This is a genomic window from Herbaspirillum sp. NPDC087042 (genome assembly GCF_044745245.1).
Lineage (GTDB): Bacteria > Pseudomonadota > Gammaproteobacteria > Burkholderiales > Burkholderiaceae_D > Herbaspirillum.
In genome coordinates this window covers 136,163-159,751 of the sequence record NZ_JBIUZW010000009.1, presented here as the reverse complement: position 1 = coordinate 159,751, position 23,589 = coordinate 136,163, and the positions used below count along the sequence as shown (strand labels likewise).

Below are 23,589 nucleotides of genomic sequence, written 5' to 3'. Positions count from 1 at the left end.
TGATGCCTTGGTCTTGATCTGGTTCGACAATGGTGTGGAATCGGTGGCCGCGTCAGGCCGCCTGGTTGTCCGTGCTAGTGGTGCCGTGCTTCAAGCCGCCCTTCTTCAGGTGCACCAGCAGCAGCGACAGCGCCGCCGGTGTCACGCCGGAAATGCGCGAAGCCTGGCCCAGGGTTTCCGGACGGTGCTTGTTGAGCTTCTGGCGTACTTCGATGGAGAGCGCCTTGACCTCCATGTAGTCCAGGTCTGCCGGCAGCTTCAGGTTTTCATTGTGGTCCTGGCGGCTGATCTCATTGGCCTGACGGGCGATATAGCCGGCGTACTTGACCTGGATCTCGACCTGCTCGCGCACCGGGCCTTCTTCGATACCGGGGCCGGCCAGGGGCTGGCCTTCGGTGCCGGTGAGGCTCATCAGGCTGTCGTAGTTGACGTTGGGACGGCGCAGCAGATCCAGCAGGTTGTATTCGCGTTCGATGGCCTTGCCCAGCACGCGTTCGGCTTCGGCCGCAGCGAGGATGCGCGGATTGACCCAGGTGCTCTTGAGGCGCTCCATTTCACGTGAAACGGATTCGCGCTTCTTCTCGAAGGCTTCCCATTGCGCATCGCCCACGCAACCGAGTTCGCGACCGATCTCGGTCAGGCGCAGGTCGGCATTGTCTTCGCGCAGCGAGAGACGATACTCGGCACGGCTGGTGAACATGCGGTAAGGCTCTTGCACGCCCTGGGTGACCAGGTCATCGACCAGCACGCCCAGATAGGCTTCATCGCGGCGCGGGGTCCAGGTGTCACGCCCCTGGGTCTGCAAGGCGGCATTGATACCGGCCAGCATGCCTTGGGCGGCGGCCTCTTCGTAACCGGTGGTGCCATTGATCTGACCGGCGAAGAACAGGCCCTGGACCTGACGGGTTTCCAGCGAGGACTTCAGGCCGCGCGGGTCGTAGTAATCGTATTCGATGGCATAGCCGGGACGCAGGATGTGGGCGTTTTCCATGCCCTTCATCGAGCGCACCAGTTCCAGTTGCACGTCGAACGGCAGGCTGGTGGAGATGCCATTGGGGTAGAACTCGTGGGTGGTCAGGCCCTCGGGTTCCAGGTAGATCTGGTGCGAATCCTTGCTGGCGAAGCGGTGGATCTTGTCTTCGATGGAGGGGCAATAACGCGGGCCCACGCCTTCGATCACGCCGGTGTACATGGGGCTGCGATCCAGGCCACCACGAATGATGTCGTGGGTGCGGCTATTGGTATGGGTGATCCAGCACGGCATCTGGCGCGGGTGCATGGCGGCGTTGCCCATGACGGAGAACACCGGCACCGGATCCAGGTCGCCCGGTTGCTCTTCCAGGATGGCCAGGTTGATGCTGCGGCCATCGATACGCGGCGGCGTGCCGGTCTTCAGGCGCCCTTGCGGCAGCTTCAATTCCTTCAGGCGGGCCGACAGCGAGACCGCCGGCGGATCACCGGCACGGCCACCGGAGTAGTTGTTGAGACCAACGTGGATCTTCCCATCCAGGAAAGTCCCGGCGGTCAGCACCACTGCCCTGCCCGCAAACCGGATCCCGGCCTGGGTCACGGCACCGACGACGCGGTCACCTTCGAGCATCAGGTCGTCCACCGCTTGCTGGAACAGCCACAGGTTGGGCTGGTTTTCCAGGCGCGAGCGGATCGCCGCCTTGTACAGGATACGGTCGGCCTGGGCACGGGTGGCACGCACGGCCGGTCCCTTGGAAGAGTTCAGGATACGGAACTGGATGCCCGCCTCATCGGTGGCAATCGCCATTGCCCCACCCATGGCATCGACTTCCTTGACCAGGTGGCCCTTGCCGATCCCGCCGATGGAGGGGTTGCAGGACATCTGGCCCAGGGTTTCGATGTTGTGCGTCAGGAGCAGAGTTTTCTGGCCCATGCGTGCTGCGGCCAGTGCAGCTTCGGTGCCGGCGTGACCGCCGCCAACGACAATGACGTCAAAATGTGTGGGGAATAGCATGATACGCGCCTCGCGGAGAGGTAAGAACAGAGGCGAGATTATAAGGTCTTTTGCGGAGAGGGTCCCGGCACCCCGGAATAGGCTGTTGGTTTACCGCACTTATCCGCCCTGTTGGACACTATCAGGATGCCTCAGCGATAGCTATAGCTGATCAATGAAACACTGCTCGCACTGTTTCACGTGAAACAGTGAAGATGAAATTGAGAGAATTTCTGATCTGCTGCCCCAAAAGAAAAACGGAGCCATTGGCTCCGTCTTCCGTTTTGTCTATCTTTGCAATCCAATGTTTCACGTGAAACAGTGCATCCCAATCGCTACCTTACCCTACCCTATTTCAGGAATGCATCGTAAGCGCTCTTGAGAATCAGGGCCCCGACCACGATCAGGAATAATTTGCGCACGAAGACGCTGCCGTGTTTCATTGCCAGCCGAGTACCCACCAGCGACCCACCGATATTGAAGACCGCCATCAGCAGACCCAGCTGCCAGATTACATGGCCGCTGTAACCGAACCAGCACAGGGCAGCCAGGTTGGTGGCGATGTTGACGAACTTGGAGACGGCGGAGGCCGACAGGAAGTCATAGCTGAACACCCGCACAAACAGGAAGACCAGGAAGCTGCCCGTACCAGGCCCGAAGACACCGTCGTAGAATCCGACCGCTGCACCGATCAGCGCCGCATAGACCATCTCGCGGGTGCCACTCAGGGTAGGTGCGTGAGTGGTGCCGAAATCCTTCTTCTTCAGGGTATAGAGTGCCACCGCGATCAGCACGAAGGGCAAGGCCTTGCGGATCAGGTCGGTCGGGATATGCGTGACGACGAAGGCGCCGAAGAAGGACAACGCAAATGCCGCGATCGCCGCCGGGGTCACGGTACTCCAGCGTACCGCCACCTTGCGGGCGAAATTGATCGCGGCCGCGCTGGTACCCATGACACCGGCAACCTTGTTGGTCCCCAGCAGCGTGGCCGGCGTCGTATTGGGAAAGACCGAGAACAGGGTTGGTACCAGTACCAGCCCTCCGCCACCCACCACCGCATCGATCAGGCCGGCAACGAAGGCGGCGCCGCACAACACAAGGTAATCAAGCATGTCCTCCCTCCCCTGTGCATAAGACAACGGGAATCGGACGCGATGATGCGCGAGGTGTGGCGAAGAAATGGCTGTGCATAAGATGAGGCGTGATCTCTTTTGATTGGTCTGGCCGGAGATCGCAACCGGGCTGCAAACCACACCCCGCTTGCCCGCTCCGGGCGGCGCCTATTCTACCGCCGTCCTTCGCACCGCATCAGCTACAGATCCATCCCATTCACCTCTGTTGCGAAACATGTCACCGCTGTTCCCCTCCCCTGGCAAACGCTGTGGACAAAACAGACAGCACAAAAATTACCGCCGGGAAATCACGCTGGGTGATCTGCCGGCGGTAAGCCAGGTCGCCCGGAGACGACCTGCATGCGCTTGGACTCAGTGCGACTGTCGGGCCTGCCCCTTCCCGGCCAGCGCCAGGATCTCGCCCACGATGCCCTTGCGGAAGGCCAGAACGCAAACGATGAAGATGAAGCCGGTCACGATGGTCACCGAATCGCCCAGGGTATTGAACCAGTCGATATGCGTAACGTTGGCCAGCCAGGTACCGATATCACCCAGCTTGTTCTCCAGCATGATGATGATGACGGCACCGACGATGGGACCAACGATGGTGCCCAGGCCACCGACCAGGGTCATCAGTACCACCAGGCCGGACATGCTCCAGTGCACATCCGTCAGCGTCTCGAAGCCCAGCACCAGGGTCTTGGTGGATCCGGCCAGGCCCGACAGCGCCGCCGACAGCACGAAGGCCAGCAGCTTGTAGCGTGCCACGTCATAGCCCAGCGAGATGGCGCGCGGCTCGTTCTCCTTGATCGCCTTGAGCACCTGTCCAAAGGGTGAATTGATGGTACGCACGATCAGGGCGAAGCCCGCCACGGCGATGGCCAGCACCACGTAGTACAGGGTCATGTCGCTCTCCAGGCTCAGGAAGCCCAGCAGCTTGCCGCGCGGGACACCCTGCAAGCCATCCTCGCCACCGGTGAACGGCGCCTGCAAGGCCACGAAGAACAGCATCTGTGCCAGTGCCAGCGTGATCATGGTGAAGTAGATGCCCTGACGGCGGATCGCCAGCAAGCCCATCACCAGGCCGATCAGGGCGCCGGTGGCGGTACCCACGACCAGGCCCAGTTCGGTCGGCAAACCCCACACCTTCAGTGCCTGGCCACACATGTAGCCGGCCCAGCCGAGGAAGGCGGCATGGCCGAAGGACAGCAGGCCGGTATAGCCGATCAGCAGGTTGAAGGCGCAGGCGAACAGGGCGAAGCACAGCATCTTCATCAGGAACACCGGGTAGATGCCGAAGGGCGCCGCCAGTGCGAGTATTAACAGAACTGCAATTCCGAGTTTCTTGTTCATGCCGGTCTCCGATTATTTCTCTTTGCCGAACAGGCCGGCCGGACGGACCATCAGGACGATGGCCATGATGATGAAGACCACGGTGGCCGACAGCTCGGGGTAGAACACCCGGGTCAGGCCTTCGATCAGTCCCAGCAGCAGACCGGTGATGATGGACCCGAGGATGGAACCCATGCCACCGATGACCACCACGGCGAAGACGGTGATGATCAGGTTCGAGCCCATCAGCGGCGAGACCTGGATCACCGGTGCGGCCAGCACGCCGGCGAAGGCCGCCAGGGCCACGCCGAAGCCGTAGGTCAGGGTCACCATCAGCGGCACGTTGATGCCGAAGGCTTCCACCATCTTGGGGTTCTCGGTACCGGCGCGCAGGTAGGCGCCCAGGCGGGTCTTCTCGATCACGAACCAGGTCGCGAAGCACACCACCAGCGAGGCCACCACGACCCAGGCGCGGTAGTTGGGCAGCACCATGAAGCCCAGGTTGGTGGCGCCCTGCAGCAGATCAGGCACCGAATACGGCTGGCCGGAGACGCCATAGACAGAGCGGAAGATGCCCTCGACCATGAGCGTGATGCCGAAGGTCAGCAGCAGGCCATAGAGGTGGTCCAGCTTGTAGAGCCAGCGCAGCATGGTCTTCTCGATCAGGATGCCGAAGGCACCGACCAGGATGGGTGCCACGATGAGCATGACCCAGTAGTTCAGGTCGAAGTAGCTCAGGCCCATCCAGGCCAGGAAGGCGCCCAGCATGTAGAGCGTGCCGTGCGCGAAATTGATCACGTTGAGCAAGCCGAAAATCACGGCCAGGCCCAGCGAGAGCATGGCGTAGAAGGAGCCGTTGACCAGGCCCAGCAGGAGCTGGCTCAACAAGGCTTGCAGGGGGATGCCGAATAGTTCCATAAAAACCCGTTCGTCCAGATGGGTGAAAAACGCAATCGCCTACAGCAAAAATCTGCCATCCCTGCGTGAACAGAAATGACAGATTTTGCGGGTCGATCCGATTGCCTTACTGCTTGCTGCTTACTTCCAGGCGGCGCACTTGGACTCGGCCTTGGTGGTCCATGCCTGTTCAGCCGGGATGGTTTGCACCAGCTTGTAGTAGTCCCACGGATACTTCGATTCCGATTGCGCCTTGACCTGGTACAGGTACATGTCGTGCACCACGCGGCCATCGGCGCGCAGGTAACCGTTCTTCTGGTACATGTCGTTGAACTTGGCCTTGCGCAGCGCTGCCATCACCTTGTCGGAATCGTCGGTGCCGATTTCCTTGACGATCTTCAGGTACTGCAGGGCAGCCGAGTAGTCGGCGGCTTGCAGCGAGGACGGCATTTTCTTGCGCACGGCGAAGTAGCGCTTGGCGAAGGCACGGGTCTCGTCGTTGGCATCCCAATACCAGCTGTCGGTCAGGTACAGGCCTTCGGTGCTCTTCAGGGTCAGCGAGTGCACGTCATTGATGAACACCAGCAGACCAGCCAGCTTGGCGGTCTTGGTGATGCCGAATTCGTTGGCCGCCTTCACCGCATTGATGAAGTCACCACCCGCGTTGGCCAGGCCGATGATCTGGGCCTTGGAGCTTTGTGCCTGCAGCAGGAAGGAGGAGAAGTCGGACGCGCCCAGCGGGTGCTTGACGGAGCCGACCACGGTGCCGCCCGACGCCTTCACGACGGTGGCGGTATCGGATTCCAGCGAGTGGCCGAAGGCGTAGTCGGCGGTCAGGAAGAACCAGCTCTTGCCACCCTGCTTCACCACGGCCGAACCGGTACCCTTGGCCAGGGCCACGGTGTCGTAGGCGTAGTGCACGGTATAGGGCGAGCACTCTTCATTGGTCAGGCGGGCCGAACCGGCGCCGATCTGCATGTAGACCTTCTTCTTTTCGGCCGCGACCTTGGCGCTGGCCAGGGCGGTACCGGAGTTGGTGCCACCGATCAGCATGTCCACGCCCTGCTGGTCGAACCATTCACGGGCCTTGCTGGCGGCCACGTCGGCCTTGTTCTGGTGGTCGGCGACCAGCAGTTCGATCTTCTTGCCGTTGATCGCGCCACCCATGTCGGCAATCGCCATCTTGATGGCTTCCGCACCACCCTGGCCATCGATGTCCGAATACACACCCGAGATATCGGTGATGAAGCCGATCTTGATCACGTCGCCCGAAATCTGGGCCGAAGCCGGCGCCGTCGCGAATGCCGCTGCTGCAGCGGTGACGGCCAGTGCCATTGCCTTGAGTTTCATTTTCATCTCCTCTGTTATGAAGCCCGCTAAGTGGTTTTGATGCGAGACAACCCGATTGGTACGGAGGCAGGATCACTGTCTCCGCGAACGTACTTATTGGTTAAATTCTTGTCGTGGTGAAGCGGGTGACACCGTCGGTGCTGCACCGTGCACATTGCCCTGTGCGCGGTGGATCAGACGCCGAGCAACTCGTTCAAGGTCTGCATCTTCGATTCCAGCTGGGCGGACTCGAAGGACTCGACGATCTGGCCGTGCTCCATCACATAGAAGCGATCAGCCAGGGGTGCCGCGAAACGGAAGTTCTGCTCGACCATCACGATGGTGTAGCCCTTGGCCTTGAGCGTGGTGATCATGCGCGCCAGGGCTTGCACGATGACCGGTGCCAGGCCTTCGGAGATCTCGTCGAGCAGCAGCAGGCGTGCGCCGGTGCGCAGGATGCGCGCCACCGCCAGCATCTGCTGCTCGCCGCCGGACAGGCGGGTGCCCTGGCTGCTGCGACGTTCCTTCAGGTTGGGGAACATCTCGTAGATCTCGTCGATGGACATGCCGCGATCGGTCTTGGAGACGAAGGGCGGCAGCATCAGGTTTTCTTCCGCCGAGAGCGAGGAGAAGATGGCCCGCTCTTCCGGGCAGTAACCGACGCCGTGATGGGCGATCTTGTGGGTGGCCAGGCCGATGGTTTCCTGGCCGTTGATCTTGATGCTCCCCTTGCGGGTGCCGACCAGGCCCATGATGGAGCGCAGCGTGGTGGTACGACCGGCGCCGTTGCGGCCCAGGAGCGTCACCACCTCGCCCTGATGGACGTTCAGGTTGACGTTGTGCAGGATGTGCGATTCGCCATACCAGGATTGCAGGTCGCTGATCTGCAGCACCAGCGGCGCATTGGAGGACGACGTCTTCACGGTGGCATTCATGGTTGCGGTGCTCATCAGTGCGCTCCCTGCAGTTCGGCGGAGGTGCTGCCCATGTAGGCTTCCATCACCTGCGGGTTGCGCGAGACTTCTTCATAGTTGCCTTCGGCCAGCAGCGCGCCACGTTGCAGCACGCTGATGCGATCGCAGATGCCCGAGATCACGCTCATGTTGTGCTCCACCATGAGGATGGTGCGGCCGGCCGAGACCTTCTTGATCAGCGCCGTGACGCGGTCCACGTCTTCGTGGCCCATGCCCTGGGTGGGTTCGTCCAGCAGCATCAGTTCCGGTTCCATGGCCAGGGTGGTGGCAATCTCCAGGGCGCGCTTGCGGCCATAGGGAAGGTCCACCGTGGTGGTGTGGGCGAAGCTGGTGAGATCCACTTCTTCCAGCAGCTGCATGGCGCGCTCGTCGAGCTGCTTCAAGCTGTCGCCGTTCTTCCAGAAATGGAAGGACGTACCGAGCTTGCGCTGCAGGCCGATGCGCACGTTTTCCAGCACGCTCATGTGCGGGAAGACGGCAGAGATCTGGAAGGAACGGATGATGCCCTGGCGCGCGATCTGCGCGGGAGCGTCCATGGTGATGTCGCGACCGTTGAACAGGATCTGGCCCGAGGTCGGCACCAGGAACTTGGTCAGCAGGTTGAAGCAAGTCGTCTTGCCGGCGCCATTGGGGCCGATCAAGGCATGAATGTGACCGCGCTCAATTTGCAGGTTGACCGCGCTTACTGCCGTGAAACCCTTGAATTCCTTCGTCAGGTTCCGTGTCTCCAGAATGACGTCTGTCATAGTCTCTTCTTTCCCTTTGATGCCCGCGCCGGTTGATCCGGTCGTCAAGGCCTGCCTGCTGCGGTTGGTCTGAATCTTTTGGATTCAGGAACCGTCGTTTTTACCTGGCGAATCGAGAAGCTCGTTTTAATATTTGGCGCATAGTAGCCGAGTCGTACCATTCCTACAATACGTATAAGTACCGTATCGGCCAGCGCCCGGGAATTCCCGCTTCTATGCCCGGGAAAGCAGGCTGGAAGCGACTTTCTCGGCAATCATGACCGTCGGCGAATTGGTATTGCCCGAGGTGATCGAGGGCATCACGGAGGCATCGGCCACCCACAGTCCGCCCACCCCGCGCACCCGACATTGGGCGTCCACCACCGCCATCGCGTCATCGCTTCGCCCCATGCGGCAAGTGCCCACGGGATGGAAGATGGTGGTGCCGACTTCACCGGCGGCACGGTAGAGGTCTTCCTCGCTCTGGTAGCTCGGGCCCGGCTTGAATTCCTCGGGGCGGTAGCGCGCCAGCGCGGGGGCGGCCGCGATACGACGGGTCAGGCGCAGGGAGTCGGCGGCGACCTTGCGATCCTCGGCGGTGGCGAGGTAATTGGTGGTGATCCTGGGGGCCAGGGCGTGATCGGTCGAGGCCAGGCGCACATGACCGCGCGAGGTCGGACGCAGGTTGCACACGCTGGCCGTGAAGGCGGGGAAAGGATGCAGCGGATCGCCGAACTTCTCCAGCGACAATGGCTGCACGTGGTACTGCAGGTTGGCGCTGGCCTGGCCCGCATCGGATTTGGCGAAGGCGCCCAATTGCGAGGGGGCCATGGACATCGGTCCGCTCTGCGTGAGCAGGTATTCCAGGCCGATCTTCATCTTGCCCAGCATGCTGGAGGCCATGGTGTTGAGCGTCCTGGTACCCTGCACCTTGAAGGCCATGCGGATCTGCAGGTGATCCTGCAGGTTCTCGCCCACCCCCGCCAGGGCCTGCACCACCGGGATCTGGTGCTGTTGCAGCAGTTCGGGCGCGGCAATGCCCGACATCTGCAGGATATGCGGCGAACCGATGGCGCCCGCACACAGGATGGTCTGGCCCGCCTCGGCGAACCACTCGCTGCCGCCACCGGTGAATTCCACGCCGCGACAGATCGGCCCGGACGGTCCCTGGCTGAAGCGCAGCTTCTTCACGTGGGAGCCGGTCATGATCTCCAGGTTGCCCTGCTTCATGGCAGGCCTCAGGAAGGCCTTGGAAGCGTTCCAGCGCACGCCGCGCTTCTGGTTGACGTCGAAGTAGCCACAGCCCTCGTTATCGCCCTGGTTGAAGTCGTCGAGCCTGGGAATGCCATTCTCGGCGGCAGCATCGCGGAAGGCATCCAGGATGTCCCAGCGCAGGCGTTGTTTCTCCACGCGCCATTCGCCGCCAGCGCCGTGGAACTGGCTGGCGCCGAGATGGTAGTCCTCGCTCTTCCTGAACAGCGGCAATACATTGTCCCAGCGCCAGCTGTCGTCACCGCTCACCTCGGCCCAGTGGTCGTAATCGCGGGCCTGGCCGCGCATGTAGATCATGCCGTTGATCGAGGAGCAGCCGCCCAGCACCTTGCCACGCGGGTAGATCAGGCTGCGTCCGTTGAGGCCCGGATCGGCCTCGGTACGGAACATCCAGTCGGTGCGCGGATTGTTGATGCAATAGAGATAGCCGACCGGGATATGGATCCAGATGTAGTCGTCACGTGCCCCCGCTTCGATCAGCAGCACCTTCACGCCGGGCTGCCTGGAAAGCCGGTTGGCCATGACGCAACCGGCAGTGCCGGCGCCGATGATGATGTAGTCGTATTGCCCTGCCGATTGCATGCTGTCTCCGCTGTGCTCTTGTTCTTGCCGTTGCGTTCCTGCAGCCGTTCGGCCTGAGTAGTCGCGTAGCGACGTATCGAAGCCGCGTCTACGGTGAATCTTCGATACGCGCCTGCGGCGCTACTCAGTCCGAACGGTCGGTATTGTTTCGTCGGCTTACTTGGCCACCGGCATGGTGAACTCCGCCCCCTTGCCGATAGTGGCCGACCAGCGCTGCATGATGGACTTGTAGCGCGTATAGAAGCGGATGCCCTCCTCGCCATAAGCATGGGTATCGCCGAAGAGCGAACGCTTCCAGCCACCGAAGGAATGCCAGGCCATCGGTACCGGGATGGGCACGTTGATGCCCACCATGCCCACCTGGATGCGGCGCGAGAACTCGTGTGCGGTGTTGCCGTCGGCCGTGAACAGCGACACGCCATTGCCGTATTCATGGGCATTGATCAGCTTCACCGCCGAAGCGAAGTCAGGCACGCGCACCACGCACAGCACCGGGCCGAAGATTTCCTCTTGGTAGATCTTCATGTCGGTGGTGACATTGTCGAAGAGCGTGCCGCCGAGGAAGAAGCCGCCCTCATGGCCCGGCACCTTCAGGCCGCGACCATCGACCAGCAGCTTGGCACCGGCGTCCACGCCACTCTGGATATAGCCCTCGACCTTGGCCTTGTGGGCGGCGGTCACCAGCGGGCCCATCTCGGCGTCGCCCTCCATACCATTCTTGACCTTCAGCGCCTTCACGCGCGGGATCAGGGCTTCCACCAGCTTATCAGCCACGCTGCCCACGGCCACCGCCACCGAGATGGCCATGCAGCGCTCGCCGGCCGAGCCGTAGGCGGCACCGATGAGGGCATCCACGGCCTGGTCCAGGTTGGCGTCCGGCATCACCACCAGGTGGTTCTTGGCGCCGCCCAGGGCCTGGGCGCGCAGCGGGAAGGTGCCGGCGCGCTCGGTGGCCTTGCGATAGAGGTATTCGGCAATCGGGGTGGAACCGACAAAGGACACCGCCTGCACCTCGGGATGCTCCAGCAAGGCATCCACGGCCACCTTGTCACCCTGCACCACGTTGAAGACGCCATCGGGCAGGCCGGCGCGCTTGAACAGCTCGGCCAGCATCAGCGAAGGCGAAGGATCGCGCTCGGAAGGCTTCAGTACGAAGCTGTTGCCCGTGGCAATGGCGATGGGCGCCATCCACAGCGGCACCATCACCGGGAAGTTGAAGGGGGTGATGCCGGCGGTCACGCCCAGCGGCTGGCGCAGGTTCCAGTTGTCGATACCGCCGCCGATGTTGTCGGTGAACTGGGTCTTGAGCAGTTGCGGGATGCCGGTGGCGAATTCGACGATCTCCAGGCCACGGGTGACCTCCCCTTTTGCATCCGAGAACACCTTGCCGTGCTCCAGCGTGATCGCCTTTGCCAGCGCATCCTGGTTCTGCTCGATCAGTTCCTTGAACTTGAACAGCACGCGGGCGCGCTTCAGGGGCGCCGTCTCGGCCCAGGCAGGTGCTGCGGCACTGGCGGCGGCCACCGCCGCATTAACTTCCTGCACCGACGCCAGCGACACCTTGGCAGCGACTTCGCCGGTGGCGGGATTGAACACGTCCTGGCTGCGACCGCTCTCGGAACGGGACAGCTGGCCATTGATGAAGTGATCGATGTGCGGGAGGCTCATAAGGTTTCCTTTGGTGGTGTCGATGGCAGCGGGGCGATCCGTCTCCTGATCCCCCTGAATCCTGGCCCCCCTCGACGGGTGGCAGTGAAGAGCAAGAATAGCCCTCCCCGGCGACCGCATCCAATGAGGAATTATCAAGAGCAATATAAAAACTGCTTATAATCCTTTTTTCTTGCCCACACGCTACCCACAAGAAAATCACAGGCTTTCCACCGGGATATCCACGGGTTTATCCACACCTTGGATATGGGATTTGATAGATGGATCGCGGAAGATACCAATGGATCTGACCCAGTTACGCGCATTTATCTCGGTTGCCCATGAAGGCAACCTGACCCGTGCCGCTGAAAAACTGCATCTGACCCAACCCGCGGTCAGTCTTCAGATCAAGGCCCTGCAGGAAAGTCTGGGCCTGGCTTTGTTCAATCGCAGTGCAGCCGGCATGGTGCTCACGGTCGAAGGCAACCGGCTGCTGCCGCTGGCTGAGCGCGTACTGGCCGATGTGCAGGAGTTGCGCCGCCATGCCAACGAGTTCCGGTCCAGTACCGGGGCGCTGTCGGGCTCCCTGGCTATCGGCACCATTCTCGATCCGGAATTCATCCGGCTGGGTGGATTCCTGAAGTTGCTGGTCGAACGCCATCCGCAACTGTCGACCCAGCTTGCGCACCACATGTCGGGCTCGGTCTTGAATGAAGTCCGCGCCGGCAAACTCGACGTCGGATTCTTCCTCGGCGACCCCGGCAAGGGATTCCACGCCATGACGCTGACCTCCTTCACCTACAAGGTCGTCGCCCCGGCCGGCTGGAAAAATCGCGTCAGCGGCAAAGGCTGGAAGGAACTGTCGCGCCTGCCCTGGATCTGGACGCCGCCTGAATCTGCACATCATCGCCTATTAAGCAGGATCTTCGCCCAACATCAGGTAAAACCCCATACCGTGGCCCTGGTTGACCAGGAGTCATCGATGCTCGACCTGGTCAAGTCCGGGGTGGGACTGTCACTGGCGCGCGCATCGATTGCCTTGAGCCAGGCGCATGCCCATGGTCTGGTGATTGCCGATGCGGTCGAACTCTCCACCGAATTGAGCTTTATTTCTCTTGAGAAACGGCAGAACGACGATGTCATCAAGGCCGTGTTCCAGTTGTTGCAGGAAATATGGCAATCATGACATTGCCTGTAGGGAATACGGTGTTCCTGGTTATCGGATGAATCATCCGGTTTCTCCCTCTTCCTGCCGAACCTAAAGGGCTGTTGGATGGGTTCTTGCCTTTGCCAAGGGCTTTTTGAAGGGTTTTGCTGTTTGAAAAGCAATTTTTTGGAAAGATGTCCACCGCGAACCCTCTTTCGGTTCTTTAATTTAGATGTGGATATATATAAATAGTAGTAATTGTTAACGTCGCCAAAAACTGTGGATAACTTGGTTTACTTGAAAAAAATCAATCCTTTAGCTTTCTGATAAACGCTTGGTAAGCTTTTGCATTGCCGAGGAACAGATTCTGGACAATTTTCCGCCGGTGGATAAAACAGGCAGATATACCCAAACCGCTCAGTAGATATGCAAAGAGTTATCCACAGGCGGCTTCAAACCCAGGAAAAAAGCCATGTCCCAGCCCACCAGACCCCTTGTCCAGCTGCAGCCATCGGGTTTGCAATTCGAACAAGTACCAGGCTTGTCGATCCTGCAATCCGGACTCCTCAACTCCATCCGCTTGCCCAATTCTTGTCGCAATGGCACGTGTCGCACCTGCATGTGCAAATTGTTCACAGGCGAAATCGATTACCAGATCGAATGGCCGGGTTTGACCCGGGAAGAGAAGGCCGAGGGCTGGATCCTTCCCTGCGTGGCGCAGGCCCGGACCGATCTCGTGCTTGAGGTAGCCGACGCGGTCGATCTCAAGGCCTGATGTCTTGTCCACCGCCGTTGCCGGCGGTCAGCAGATCGCCGAGGTCCTTGTGGATAAAAAAACGCGCTGGGGGGCTTGTCAGCTCCGCCAGCGCTTTTGTTTTCCACAGCTGATGTCCGCGATCGTCTGGACCATCTCGACGTCTCCTGGCTCTTCCCATGCCGGTTCAGTCTGAAATGCCCTGGCAGGCAGGCAAGTCCTGCCCTTTGCGGAACCTGCCGGGACGCGACGCGAAAGCGCGCGTTCTTCAGCTTTATATCTAAGCTGTTTATAAAATTAGTAGTGATGGTTAACGTCCCCCCGTTTCTGTGGATAACTTGGTTAACCCGAAAAAAATCAGTTATTTGCCCAAAGCATAAGCACTTGGGCAAGCCATGTATGACGCCATAACAGAACTTGGATAAAAAACGGCCTTTGGATAACTTTTCGAGTTTTCCCCAATCGATAAAAAAGTTATTCAGAACTTTATCCACAGGCATCGATAGAATTGAGGAATTAGGGGTACCAACCGCCTTTTTCGGCAAACATGTCGATTTCGGGATATTCCCCCCTGATTTCCGGCATTTTTGCGTCCTGGATGCACCATCCACAGGCATTTTTGGTGCACTTCCCCGGTAGCGGGAAATCTTGTCCACCGCACTGTTCGAAAAAACGGATCAAAAATGCGCTGGGGCAGGAGAGTTATCCCCTGCCCCAGCATGAACAAATCGCCCTGTTTTGGTGTGCTTATTTTTTAGGCGTCGGGTGGTCGTGGTGGGTTTTCCCAGAGGGCGGCGCCTGCGGGGCCTTCCTCGCTTCGTCGAGCAGATGGGCGCAGTCAGCCTGTTGGTCGCGGTCGATATTGATCAGCGGGAGGATGGCCGTCACTGGCGCTAGCAAGCCCAGCGCCACGGCACCGCCGGCGCGCAGGGCCAATACGCCCTTGTTCACACCGACGTCGGGATTCTTGAAGGTCCCGCTGACGTAGAGCGGCGAGCGCAGCGAGATGATGCGCAAACCTTTGCTCTTGGGGTGTACGTTCAGATCCAGCTTCTCCTGCTTCATGTCGATGCTGCCATCGACCACGATGAGGGCATCCTCGGTATCGAGCAGCAGGGTCTTCACCTCCATGACGCCATTGCGCACCGGCAGGTCGCCGGCCAGGCAATTGAGTTGCACCTCCTTGTCGCCGAACAGCTTGCTGATGACCACGTTACCCACATTGAGTCCGGCCGCCTCCAGCAGGAACTTGCTGATCGCACCCTGGGTGACCAGGGTCTTCACTTCACCATTGGCCGAGCCCAGCATCGCGGCGACCGAATTGCCGGTGGCCGACAGCCGGGCATCGCCGTTGATCTCACCAAAGCTGGTACGTGACGCATCCAGCTGTGGATAAAGTTTCTGGATCTTCAGCTTGCGCGCCGACAGGCTGATCTCGGACTTCATCTGCGCGGCCTGCCCATCGAGCCGGATGGTCGACGTGAGCGTCCCGCCGGCCACGCCGAAGTCCAGCGGCGCCAGGGTCAGCACCTTGTCCTTGAGGATCAGGTGGGCCTGCAGGTCGTTGATGGGCAGGTCCTTCTGCTTGATGATGCGCTTGCCGGCCAGGCGCACATCGGCGTCCAGCGCGCCCCAGGCATCGGTGCCGAAGGTCTTGACCGGCAATATCTTGTCCACAGGCTGGCGCTCTTGCGCGCCACGTTCGGCCTTCTGCGCGTTGGAATCGGCACCGATCAGCGGCGCCAGGTCGTCGAAGCGCAATTCATTGGACGTCAGCGTGCCGGAGAGGCTGGGTCGCGTGGCGCCACCGCCGGTGGCATAGCGCAGATCGCCGTGGATATCGCTCTGGCCAACCTTGCCGCTGAACTGCTCATAGTTCCACTCGCTGTGTCCGGCATCGATCTTGCCGATGAGCCGGCCTTCGGTCGCAAATGGCGGCGTCTCCGGCAGCAGCACGCCGGTCAGCGGATAGAGATTGCCCATGCTGGCACCGGAGACCGACAGCCGCAGGTCCAGCGCCGCCAGCTCGGCCGGCTTGGTCAGCGTGCCACGCACGCCGATGGCGGTCTTGCCGACCTTGACCTCGGCCTGCAGCGGATAGGGTTGTTGCGGATCCTGCAGCGACAGCACCCCACCCGCCTTGCCCTGGCCCGACACCGGTGCGCCGTTGAAGCTGCCGTCCAGTTTCCAGCCCAGGCCGTAGAGTTTCTCCCGATCGGGATCGAGCGTGTCGATGGCGGCCTTGATGTTGATCTTGTCCACAGCGTCATCCAGGCCCAGCTTGCCCTGGCGCAGCGCAATGCGACCCAGCTGGAGTTGCCAGTCGGAGGGACCGTCGCTGCTGGTCTTGAAGGTCCAGTTGTTCACAGCCTCGCGGTTGCGCTGCAGCGACACCGACGGATCTTGCACTTCCAGCGACGGCAGGGAAATCTTGTGCACAAGCAAAGGCAGCGGGTTCAGCGTGAATGTCACCCGGCGCACCGTCGCCATCGGGCCAGACTGGGCGAAGGCTTCGGGATTGCCCAGGCGCAGATCTTCGGCCTGCAGGCGCGGCCAGGGTAGCCAGCGGGCCCAGAAGCCGGCCGGCGGCACCGTGGCTTCAGGGCGTTGCCAGTGCAGCGACAGGTCGCCCTGGATGACGAACTCGCGCCCGATCGCGGTCGATACGCGGTCGTTGATCCAGGGTCTGGCCCGGTTCCAGTCGAAGCTGAGGATGAAGATGATCGCCGCGGCGATCACCGCGAGCAGGCTGGCGAGCAGCCAGAGGAGTGTTGTTGTCAGGCGTGGCATCGGCAGGTCTTCCCGTGAAGGGTGGTCAACATGCGCCGATGCCCCGGCCGGCAGGGATCTTCCCGGACACCCGTCTCCAGGGCGTTCGCGGCGAAGATCAGGCGGCGCAGGTCAGCTTGTTCAGTTGACTGCTACCGCAACTGCATCAGCGCTTCATGTTGATACGACCGAATTCGTCATGCGTTGTTGCAGACAAGTGTGCGCGCAGCCACTTGTGGGCAGGATTACGGGCGTCGCGCTCGTGCCACAACATGTCCACATGCTCTTCCGGTGTCTGGAACGGTAGTTCCTTGACGACGAGTACCTCGGCCATGCCGGTGGCCGCCACCAGGTGGCGCGGCAAGACGGTCAGCAACTCCGAGCTGGCCACGATGCGCCCAGCCGTGAAGAACTGGTTCACCGTCAGCAGGATCTTGCGCTCGCGGTTCATGCCCGCCAGCACGTCGTCGATGACGGCATGGGGTTTGCCCGACAGGCTCACCAGCAGGTGGTCGGCGCCGCAGTAGCTGTCCAGCGTCAGGGGCTGGCCGGCCAGCGGGTGGTTCTTGTGCATCACGCACACGTATTGCCCGGTATAGAGCCGGGCGTGGCTGATCTGGGTCTTGGCCATGCCCTGGCCATCGGCCAGCTGCGCGGTCACCCCGGGGAAGAAGCCGACCGCCAGGTCGATGTCGCCGCGCAGCAGCATGGCGCGCGGGTCGCGGGTGGTCAGCGGCATCATGCGGATCTTGATGCGCGGGGCGTCGCGCATGATGGTGCGCACCAGCGAAGGCAACCACAGCGCGGCCGTGGCATCGACCATGGCCATGCGGAAGGTGTTCTGGGCGCGCGAGATGTCGAAGCTTTCCGGTGCAATCACCGCTTCCAGCTCCGAGAGTGCGCGGCGCACCGTGGGCCACAGCTCCTCGGCGCGCGGCGTGGGCTTGACGCCGTGGGCGGTGCGGATCACCAGATCGTCGTTGAGGGTATCGCGCAGGCGGCGTAGCGCATTGGAGACAGCCGGCTGGGTCATGGCAAGCAAGTTGGCGGCACGCGTCAGGTTCTGCTCGGTCATGACGGCGTCGAATACGCGCAACAGGTTCAGGTCCAGGGTGAGAAAGCTCATAGGGCGGGCCTTTGCGGCAGTAAGGGAGTCGCGAATGAACGCCGGTCGCATCCGGCAGAAATATTATTCACAGATTATATAACTGATATCCGAAACGGAAAGTGGTCAAACAAATGTGAGTTCACTACACTGCAATGCAACATAACACAACACGTCAAGGATCGAATCATGGCAACCATCGCACAAAGCACCAACAGCACCTTCAAGAGCAAGTTCGCCGCCGTCATGCGCAACATCTTCATTCACTTCGTCAAGGCCCACGAGCTGCAAGCCGTCGCCCTGGTCGCTGCTGAACAAGACCGCGTGACCGGTTCGCGTCAACTGAACCGCATGGCCGACAAGTTCGAAGCCACCCAGCCCAACCTGGCTGCTGAACTGCGCTTCATCGCCTCGCGCGGCTAATCGCCTGAAGGTTTCTGTAGCACCCGTTTCAAGGTTTTACCCGTTGCGCACCATCATTGCGCGACGTTGGCGACAGGCCCAGCAGGCCATCGCCCGGTAGTCAGGGATTTCGGTAGTTCCGGCGCGTACGGCGCTTGTGTTGACGCTGATTCGATCAACGCGTCAGGACACCGATCCGTTGTCTCCTCCTCCCTCTTTAGGAAGGATTAACCCCACAGGCCTGGCCTGTGGGGTTTTTTTTTGTGCGTCCGGTTTGCCGCCGCCGGCCACCACCGGGCGGATTGCGAAGTCGCACCGGCCCACGATATTCACCGGACAGAAGCATGGCGTCAAATGACGTTGTATTTTTGTTGAAGCCCGATGCCATCGACGGCCTCATTGTTCCCATGGCAACTCTCGGAGAGATGCCTGACACCAGCGTGCAAGCGGGTTTGCGGCCGATAGCCTGGCACCGGCCAGCTGGCATCACGCTACATTCATGAATCGTATATCTGATATGAGAACTCGAAAGTAGTCATACAAGGCCCGGCGCCTCATACTGCGATGCAACAACAGTGAGATTGAACGCCGCGCAGTCGTGTCGCGGCATGATTATCAGAGGTAGAAATATCATGTCTTTCCTGAACCTGGCCTTTCCCGCAGAAGCAGCACTGCCCTTCGCTCAAACGATGATGGGCATGTTTGTGGCCTACCTGCGTCCGGCCCTGGGTCTGGGAGCACTGCTGACCTTCGTGATGATCTTCAAGCCGCTGATCATGGGTCTGGCGCAAGCCGCCGTGTTGCTGGTCAAGCCGCGCAAGTCGCTGGAACAACGCATCCTGGCGCACAAGTTCAGCGGCAAGATGATGTTGAACCGCATGGCCAACGAATACAGCATGACCCAACCCAATTTCGCCGCCGAACTGCGCAACATGGCCGCGCGTGACTGATCGATAGTCCCCGCCAGCGTGTAGTTCGAGGCCCACCGGCTTCTGGTTGTGTAGTAGAGGTTTTGTAGTACGTACTGTGTCTCCTCCTCCCTCTTTAGGAAGGATTAGCCCCGCAAGCGCAAGCTCGCGGGGCTTTTTTTTGCGCCTGCGTCCCGCCTGCTGCAGCGGCAATCGTGATAACTTGTCCACCTGCCAATCAACATCGCATTGCCGCAAGACATCATGTGCCAGCTCCTCGGGATGAACTGCAACACCCCTACCGATATCGTGTTCAGCTTTACCGGTTTCGCCACCCGTGGCGGCCTGACCGATCATCACAAGGATGGCTGGGGCATCGCCTTCTTCGAGGGCTCGGGCGTGCGCACCTTCGTGGATCACCAGGCGGCGGTGGACTCCCCGGTGGCCGAGCTGATCAAGCGCTATCCGATCAAGTCCCAGCACGTCATCGCGCATATCCGCAAGGCCACCCAGGGCCGGGTCACGCTGGCCAATTGCCATCCCTTCGTGCGCGAGCTGTGGGGGCGCTACTGGGTGTTTGCCCACAATGGCGACCTGAAGAACTTCACCCCCGAGCTGGATGGCCCTTTCCGTCCGGTCGGCACCACCGATAGTGAACTGGCCTTCTGCTTCATCCTGCAGGAAATGCGCAAGCGCTTCGGCGACAGCCTGCCGCTGCTGGCCGACCTGCGTGCCGCGTTGCGCGAGATCGTCGACCAGGTCGCCAGCCACGGCACCTTCAATATGCTGCTCTCGGACGGGTCCGCCCTCTATACCCACTGCTCCACCAACCTCTACTACATCGTCCGCCAGCATCCGTTCGCGACCGCCAAGCTGTCCGACGAGGATCTGTCGGTCGATTTTTCACAGCTCACCACCAGCAACGACCGGGTCGCAGTCATCGTCACCCAGCCGCTGACCGACAACGAGACCTGGATACAGTACCAGCCCGGCGAACTGAAGGTGTTCGTCGATGGCGCCGTCGTTCCCTGAACGGCGGCCCCGCCTTATCTTGTCCACAGCACCAGCGGCGCCAGGAAAAGATTTGTCCACAGGCATCAAAAAGGGTCATAGCTGAGACCTCTCCCCTGTTTTGCACAGCCTGTTACAAAAAACCTTGTCCCCGCTAAATTCCTTGTCTGTTCAATAAGTTATCCACTCTGTCCCCCTAACATCCCCGTTGCAAGCGCCTCCAAAGAATGAAGAAATACGGCGCTGCTGCGCAGCCTGTGGATAGATCAAGTTTTTCGGACGATTTTGCATGTGCGCCTGTGGATAACTTGGGTTTACCGGAGTAAAATGCGTCCCTCGTTTCGCGCCCGGACGACCTCGTTTCGCATGGCCCCCTGACAAGGGTGGGACCGCCGGGTGCCGCACTTATCCGATAAGAAAGCTTCATGGAAAACTTCTGGCAGGCCTGCTCCCACAAACTCGAGCAGGAGCTGACCCCTCAGCAATACAGCGCCTGGATCAAGCCCTTGGTGCCGCTCGACTTTGAAGACGGGCTGCTGCGCATCGCCGCGCCCAATCGCTTCAAGCTCGACTGGGTCAAGACCCAGTTCGCCAACCGCATCACCGCGCTGGCCTGCGAATACTGGGATGCGCCCACCGAAGTGCAATTCGTGCTGGACCCGCGCGGCAACCAGGGGCGCCGCCCGGCCGCCAACCCGCAGGCCGCCGGCGGTGGCGCCAGTGGCCTGGGCCTGCCCAACCACGAGCAGCTGCATCTGGACCCTGAACCGGCCCCGCCGGTGCGCGCCGTGGCGCCGCGCCAGGAGCAGTCACGCATCAACCCGGTCCTGACCTTCGACAACCTGGTCACCGGTAAGGCCAACCAGCTGGCGCGCGCCGCTGCCACCCAGGTGGCCAACAATCCCGGAACCTCGTACAACCCGCTGTTCCTGTACGGTGGCGTGGGCCTCGGTAAGACCCACATCATCCATGCCATCGGCAACCAGGTGCTTGTGGATAACCCGGGCGCCAAGATCCGCTACATCCACGCCGAGCAATACGTGCGCGACGTGGTGACGGCCTACCAGCGCAAGGGTTTCGACGACTTCAAGCGTTACTACCACTCGCTGGACCTGTTGCTGATCGACGATATCCAGTTCTTCGGCGGCAAGAGCCGCACCCAGGAAGAGTTCTTCTACGCCTTCGAAGCACTGATCGCGGCCAAGAAGCAGATCATCATCACCAGCGATACCTATCCCAAGGAAATCAGCGGCATGGATGACCGCCTGATCTCCCGCTTCGACTCCGGCCTGACGGTGGCCATCGAGCCGCCCGAGCTGGAGATGCGCGTGGCCATCCTGATGAAGAAGGCCGCCGCCGAGGACGTGGTGCTCTCCGATGATGTCGCCTTCTTCGTGGCCAAGCACCTGCGCTCCAACGTGCGCGAGCTCGAAGGCGCGCTGCGCAAGATCCTGGCCTACTCGCGCTTCCACGGCAAGGACATCACCATCGATGTCGTCAAGGAAGCCCTGAAGGACCTGCTGTCGGTGCAGAACCGCCAGATCTCGGTGGAAAACATCCAGAAGACGGTGGCCGACTTCTTCAACATCAAGGTCGCCGACATGTATTCCAAGAAGCGTCCGGCCAACATCGCCCGTCCGCGCCAGATCGCCATGTACCTGGCCAAGGAACTGACCCAGAAGAGCCTGCCGGAAATCGGCGACCTCTTCGGTGGCCGCGACCACACCACCGTGCTGCACGCGGTGCGCAAGATCGCCGCCGACCGCGCCAAGAGCCCGGAATGCAACCACGAGCTGCACGTGCTGGAGCAAACCCTGAAGGGCTGATCCAGCCCGCCACGGCATTGGCCTGTGGACAAGATGACAATGCCGCCCGCGTTCACGCCGGCGGCATTGTCTTTTCCACAAGCGCCCAAAAAAATTGCTGTGGATAAAATAAAAAAACCGCCTGCGGCGGTCTCTCCCTCCCCCGCGCCGACTGACGGCAGCCGGCCATTGTCCATCACCGTTCCTGCGCCGATTTTTGCGTCCTTTCAACCCCTCCTCCCCCATGGCGGGCTACTCGGAAAGGGGGATGATTGGTACAATGGAAGGCGTTATTTCGCAGGCGGACGCAAGGGCCGGCCACGGAGCAGGAAATCCGCGAGGTAGCAAGGAAATTTCGGAGAAATACCCTTCAACATCGGGTAAAAGTATTCAAATATTCCAAACGTGTAGCCAAGTGTATCAAGTGGCCCGGTCACGTCTGGCAAGACAAGACCAATCCGGGCGACGGTATCACCAGCTTTTCGGGAACGGGTTTCGTACCGGATGTCACCGGCCATGCCAATGCAGGAGCATTGCGCATCCACGCAGGTTGAAGGGCAAGCAGCTGTTTTTCACCAGAGGAGGAACACGCGCGACATGGGCATGACGACACGCCATCCGACGGCATCCTTTGAACCACTATTAGCAAGGACAAACTGACTATGCAATTGGTTAAAACCCAACGAGACACGCTCCTGCGTCCTCTGCAGATCGTGAGTGGTATTGTCGAGCGTCGGCACACATTGCCGATTCTGGCCAATATTCTCATTCGCAAGGACGGCGAGAAGGTCTCTTTCCTGTCGACCGACATCGAAGTGCAGATCACCACGCACGCCGACGTCGGATCCGGCAACGAAGCCACGGCTACCACGGTGGCTGCGCGCAAGCTGCTCGACATCCTGCGCGCCCTGCCTGACTCCGGCGAGGTCGCCATCTCCTTGTCCAACAAGCGCCTGACGGTGCAGTCCGGCAAGTCGCGCTTCGCGCTGCAGACCCTGGCCGCCGAGGAATTCCCGACAGTCGCCCAGGCCGAGCACTACAACGCCCAGGTGAACCTGCCGCAGAAGACCCTGAAGCACCTCTTCAACATGGTCCACTTCGCCATGGCCCAGCAGGATATCCGTTACTACCTGAACGGCCTGCTGCTGGTGGTGGAAGGCAAGAACGTCATCGCCGTGGCCACCGACGGCCACCGCCTGGCCTTCTGCCAGGTCGAGACCGAACAGGACTTCCCGCGCCAGGAAGTGATCATCCCGCGCAAGACCATCATCGAGCTGCAACGCCTGCTCGACGACAGCGATGAAGAAGTCCAGCTGCAGATCGCCAACAACCAGGTCAAGCTGACCTTCGCCGACATCGAGCTGATCTCCAAGCTGGTGGAAGGCAAGTTCCCCGACTACACCCGCGTGGTGCCCAAGGGTTACAAGAACGGCTTCACCATCAGCCGCGACCAGCTGCTGCGCTCGCTGCAACGCGCGGCCATCATGACCAGCGACAAGTTCAAGGGCGTGCGCTGGGTGATTGCCCCGGGCAGCCTGAAGATCAGCTCCACCAATGCCGACCAGGAAGAAGCGGTCGAAGAGCTGGAAATCGACTACGGCGGCGATACCGTCGACATCGGCTTCAACGTCAGCTACCTGCTCGACGTGCTCAACAACCTGAAGAACGACTACGTCAACATCGCCCTGGGCGATGCCAACTCGTCGGCCCTGATCACCATCCCTGACAACGCCGACTTCAAGTACGTCGTCATGCCGATGCGGATCTGAGCAAACCCGCTCCACGCGCACGAGGGGCCGTCACAGACGGCCCCTCGGTCGCTTTTAAGAATTCCGTTTTTTGCAGCTCCCTAGCC

At 60.8% G+C, this 23,589-nt stretch carries 18 protein-coding genes; 7 read left to right on the top strand and 11 right to left on the bottom strand.

Annotated features, from left to right (window positions below; translation table 11 throughout):
* Positions 1-52: 52 nt before the first annotated feature.
* From mnmG to ACIPHN_RS14085, 9 genes are all read right to left on the bottom strand, one after another.
* Positions 53-1,984, bottom strand: coding sequence for a tRNA uridine-5-carboxymethylaminomethyl(34) synthesis enzyme MnmG (gene mnmG / locus ACIPHN_RS14125; protein ID WP_400437121.1), 1,932 nt, complete (start codon positions 1,982-1,984; stop codon positions 53-55).
* Between the two features lie 329 nt (positions 1,985-2,313).
* Complete coding sequence (locus tag ACIPHN_RS14120; protein WP_400437119.1) at positions 2,314-3,075, bottom strand: sulfite exporter TauE/SafE family protein; 762 nt, start codon at positions 3,073-3,075, stop codon at positions 2,314-2,316.
* A gap of 372 nt (positions 3,076-3,447) precedes the next feature.
* The gene (locus tag ACIPHN_RS14115) at positions 3,448-4,428 is read right to left on the bottom strand and encodes a branched-chain amino acid ABC transporter permease (protein WP_400437117.1); all 981 of its coding nucleotides are present in this window, start codon (positions 4,426-4,428) and stop codon (positions 3,448-3,450) included.
* 12 nt (positions 4,429-4,440) lie between these two features.
* Positions 4,441-5,325, bottom strand: coding sequence for a branched-chain amino acid ABC transporter permease (locus ACIPHN_RS14110; protein WP_400437115.1), 885 nt, complete (start codon positions 5,323-5,325; stop codon positions 4,441-4,443).
* Positions 5,326-5,445: 120 nt separating this feature from the next.
* A complete protein-coding gene (locus tag ACIPHN_RS14105) occupies positions 5,446-6,654 on the bottom strand; it encodes an ABC transporter substrate-binding protein (RefSeq protein ID WP_400437113.1) in 1,209 nt (402 codons plus the stop codon).
* A 173-nt stretch (positions 6,655-6,827) separates the two neighbouring features.
* Positions 6,828-7,583, bottom strand: a complete 756-nt coding sequence (locus ACIPHN_RS14100) for an ABC transporter ATP-binding protein (RefSeq protein ID WP_400437112.1) — start codon at positions 7,581-7,583, stop codon at positions 6,828-6,830.
* Entirely contained in the window at positions 7,583-8,353 is a 771-nt protein-coding gene (locus ACIPHN_RS14095; protein ID WP_400437110.1) for an ABC transporter ATP-binding protein, read from the bottom strand. The genes ACIPHN_RS14100 and ACIPHN_RS14095 overlap by 1 nt, the downstream gene beginning before the upstream one ends.
* 213 nt (positions 8,354-8,566) lie before the next feature.
* On the bottom strand, positions 8,567-10,186 hold the full coding sequence (locus ACIPHN_RS14090; RefSeq protein WP_400437108.1) for a GMC family oxidoreductase: 1,620 nt from the start codon (positions 10,184-10,186) through the stop codon (positions 8,567-8,569).
* A gap of 156 nt (positions 10,187-10,342) precedes the next feature.
* Positions 10,343-11,854, bottom strand: a complete 1,512-nt coding sequence (locus ACIPHN_RS14085) for a CoA-acylating methylmalonate-semialdehyde dehydrogenase (protein WP_400437106.1) — start codon at positions 11,852-11,854, stop codon at positions 10,343-10,345.
* Between the two features lie 280 nt (positions 11,855-12,134).
* Here ACIPHN_RS14085 and ACIPHN_RS14080 point away from each other — a divergent pair, with 280 nt between their 5' ends.
* Together ACIPHN_RS14080 and ACIPHN_RS14075 are read left to right on the top strand one after the other, a co-directional pair.
* Positions 12,135-13,019 (top strand): LysR family transcriptional regulator, encoded by an 885-nt coding sequence (locus ACIPHN_RS14080; protein ID WP_400437104.1) that lies wholly within the window; start codon positions 12,135-12,137, stop codon positions 13,017-13,019.
* Between the two features lie 433 nt (positions 13,020-13,452).
* Positions 13,453-13,755: a 2Fe-2S iron-sulfur cluster-binding protein gene (locus ACIPHN_RS14075; RefSeq protein ID WP_400437102.1), complete on the top strand. Its 303-nt coding sequence runs from the start codon at positions 13,453-13,455 to the stop codon at positions 13,753-13,755.
* Positions 13,756-14,481: 726 nt separating this feature from the next.
* On the opposite strand, the gene ACIPHN_RS14070 is transcribed toward ACIPHN_RS14075, so the two are convergent.
* The gene (locus ACIPHN_RS14070) at positions 14,482-16,524 is read right to left on the bottom strand and encodes an AsmA family protein (RefSeq protein WP_400437100.1); all 2,043 of its coding nucleotides are present in this window, start codon (positions 16,522-16,524) and stop codon (positions 14,482-14,484) included.
* A gap of 145 nt (positions 16,525-16,669) precedes the next feature.
* Positions 16,670-17,629 carry a LysR family transcriptional regulator gene (locus tag ACIPHN_RS14065; RefSeq protein WP_198981111.1) on the bottom strand — a complete coding sequence of 320 codons (960 nt, stop codon included), beginning with the start codon at positions 17,627-17,629 and terminating at the stop codon, positions 16,670-16,672.
* A gap of 168 nt (positions 17,630-17,797) precedes the next feature.
* Between ACIPHN_RS14065 and ACIPHN_RS14060 the strand changes: the two genes are divergently transcribed.
* The 5 genes from ACIPHN_RS14060 to dnaN all read left to right on the top strand — a co-directional run bounded on the left by ACIPHN_RS14060 (position 17,798) and on the right by dnaN (position 23,503).
* Entirely contained in the window at positions 17,798-18,031 is a 234-nt protein-coding gene (locus ACIPHN_RS14060; RefSeq protein WP_400437097.1) for a hypothetical protein, read from the top strand.
* Positions 18,032-18,642: 611 nt separating this feature from the next.
* Positions 18,643-18,960, top strand: coding sequence for a hypothetical protein (locus tag ACIPHN_RS14055; RefSeq protein WP_400437095.1), 318 nt, complete (start codon positions 18,643-18,645; stop codon positions 18,958-18,960).
* Positions 18,961-19,182: 222 nt separating this feature from the next.
* Positions 19,183-19,950 carry a class II glutamine amidotransferase gene (locus tag ACIPHN_RS14050; RefSeq protein WP_400437094.1) on the top strand — a complete coding sequence of 256 codons (768 nt, stop codon included), beginning with the start codon at positions 19,183-19,185 and terminating at the stop codon, positions 19,948-19,950.
* 404 nt (positions 19,951-20,354) lie between these two features.
* On the top strand, positions 20,355-21,755 hold the full coding sequence (gene dnaA / locus ACIPHN_RS14045; protein WP_400437092.1) for a chromosomal replication initiator protein DnaA: 1,401 nt from the start codon (positions 20,355-20,357) through the stop codon (positions 21,753-21,755).
* A gap of 641 nt (positions 21,756-22,396) precedes the next feature.
* Positions 22,397-23,503, top strand: coding sequence for a DNA polymerase III subunit beta (gene dnaN / locus ACIPHN_RS14040; RefSeq protein WP_400437091.1), 1,107 nt, complete (start codon positions 22,397-22,399; stop codon positions 23,501-23,503).
* Positions 23,504-23,589 lie beyond the last annotated feature (86 nt).

Excerpts from the sequence above, each read along its gene's own strand:
- mnmG (WP_400437121.1), bottom strand. The coding sequence starts at position 1,984 with ATGCTATTCCCCACACATTTTGACGTCATTGTCGTTGGCGGCGGTCAC.
- ACIPHN_RS14120 (WP_400437119.1), bottom strand. The coding sequence starts at position 3,075 with ATGCTTGATTACCTTGTGTTGTGCGGCGCCGCCTTCGTTGCCGGCCTG.
- ACIPHN_RS14115 (WP_400437117.1), bottom strand. The coding sequence starts at position 4,428 with ATGAACAAGAAACTCGGAATTGCAGTTCTGTTAATACTCGCACTGGCG.
- ACIPHN_RS14110 (WP_400437115.1), bottom strand. The coding sequence starts at position 5,325 with ATGGAACTATTCGGCATCCCCCTGCAAGCCTTGTTGAGCCAGCTCCTG.
- ACIPHN_RS14105 (WP_400437113.1), bottom strand. The coding sequence starts at position 6,654 with ATGAAACTCAAGGCAATGGCACTGGCCGTCACCGCTGCAGCAGCGGCA.
- ACIPHN_RS14100 (WP_400437112.1), bottom strand. The coding sequence starts at position 7,583 with ATGAGCACCGCAACCATGAATGCCACCGTGAAGACGTCGTCCTCCAAT.
- ACIPHN_RS14095 (WP_400437110.1), bottom strand. The coding sequence starts at position 8,353 with ATGACAGACGTCATTCTGGAGACACGGAACCTGACGAAGGAATTCAAG.
- ACIPHN_RS14090 (WP_400437108.1), bottom strand. The coding sequence starts at position 10,186 with ATGCAATCGGCAGGGCAATACGACTACATCATCATCGGCGCCGGCACT.
- ACIPHN_RS14085 (WP_400437106.1), bottom strand. The coding sequence starts at position 11,854 with ATGAGCCTCCCGCACATCGATCACTTCATCAATGGCCAGCTGTCCCGT.
- ACIPHN_RS14080 (WP_400437104.1), top strand. The coding sequence starts at position 12,135 with ATGGATCTGACCCAGTTACGCGCATTTATCTCGGTTGCCCATGAAGGC.
- ACIPHN_RS14075 (WP_400437102.1), top strand. The coding sequence starts at position 13,453 with ATGTCCCAGCCCACCAGACCCCTTGTCCAGCTGCAGCCATCGGGTTTG.
- ACIPHN_RS14070 (WP_400437100.1), bottom strand. The coding sequence starts at position 16,524 with ATGCCACGCCTGACAACAACACTCCTCTGGCTGCTCGCCAGCCTGCTC.
- ACIPHN_RS14065 (WP_198981111.1), bottom strand. The coding sequence starts at position 17,629 with ATGAGCTTTCTCACCCTGGACCTGAACCTGTTGCGCGTATTCGACGCC.
- ACIPHN_RS14060 (WP_400437097.1), top strand. The coding sequence starts at position 17,798 with ATGGCAACCATCGCACAAAGCACCAACAGCACCTTCAAGAGCAAGTTC.
- ACIPHN_RS14055 (WP_400437095.1), top strand. The coding sequence starts at position 18,643 with ATGTCTTTCCTGAACCTGGCCTTTCCCGCAGAAGCAGCACTGCCCTTC.
- ACIPHN_RS14050 (WP_400437094.1), top strand. The coding sequence starts at position 19,183 with ATGTGCCAGCTCCTCGGGATGAACTGCAACACCCCTACCGATATCGTG.
- dnaA (WP_400437092.1), top strand. The coding sequence starts at position 20,355 with ATGGAAAACTTCTGGCAGGCCTGCTCCCACAAACTCGAGCAGGAGCTG.
- dnaN (WP_400437091.1), top strand. The coding sequence starts at position 22,397 with ATGCAATTGGTTAAAACCCAACGAGACACGCTCCTGCGTCCTCTGCAG.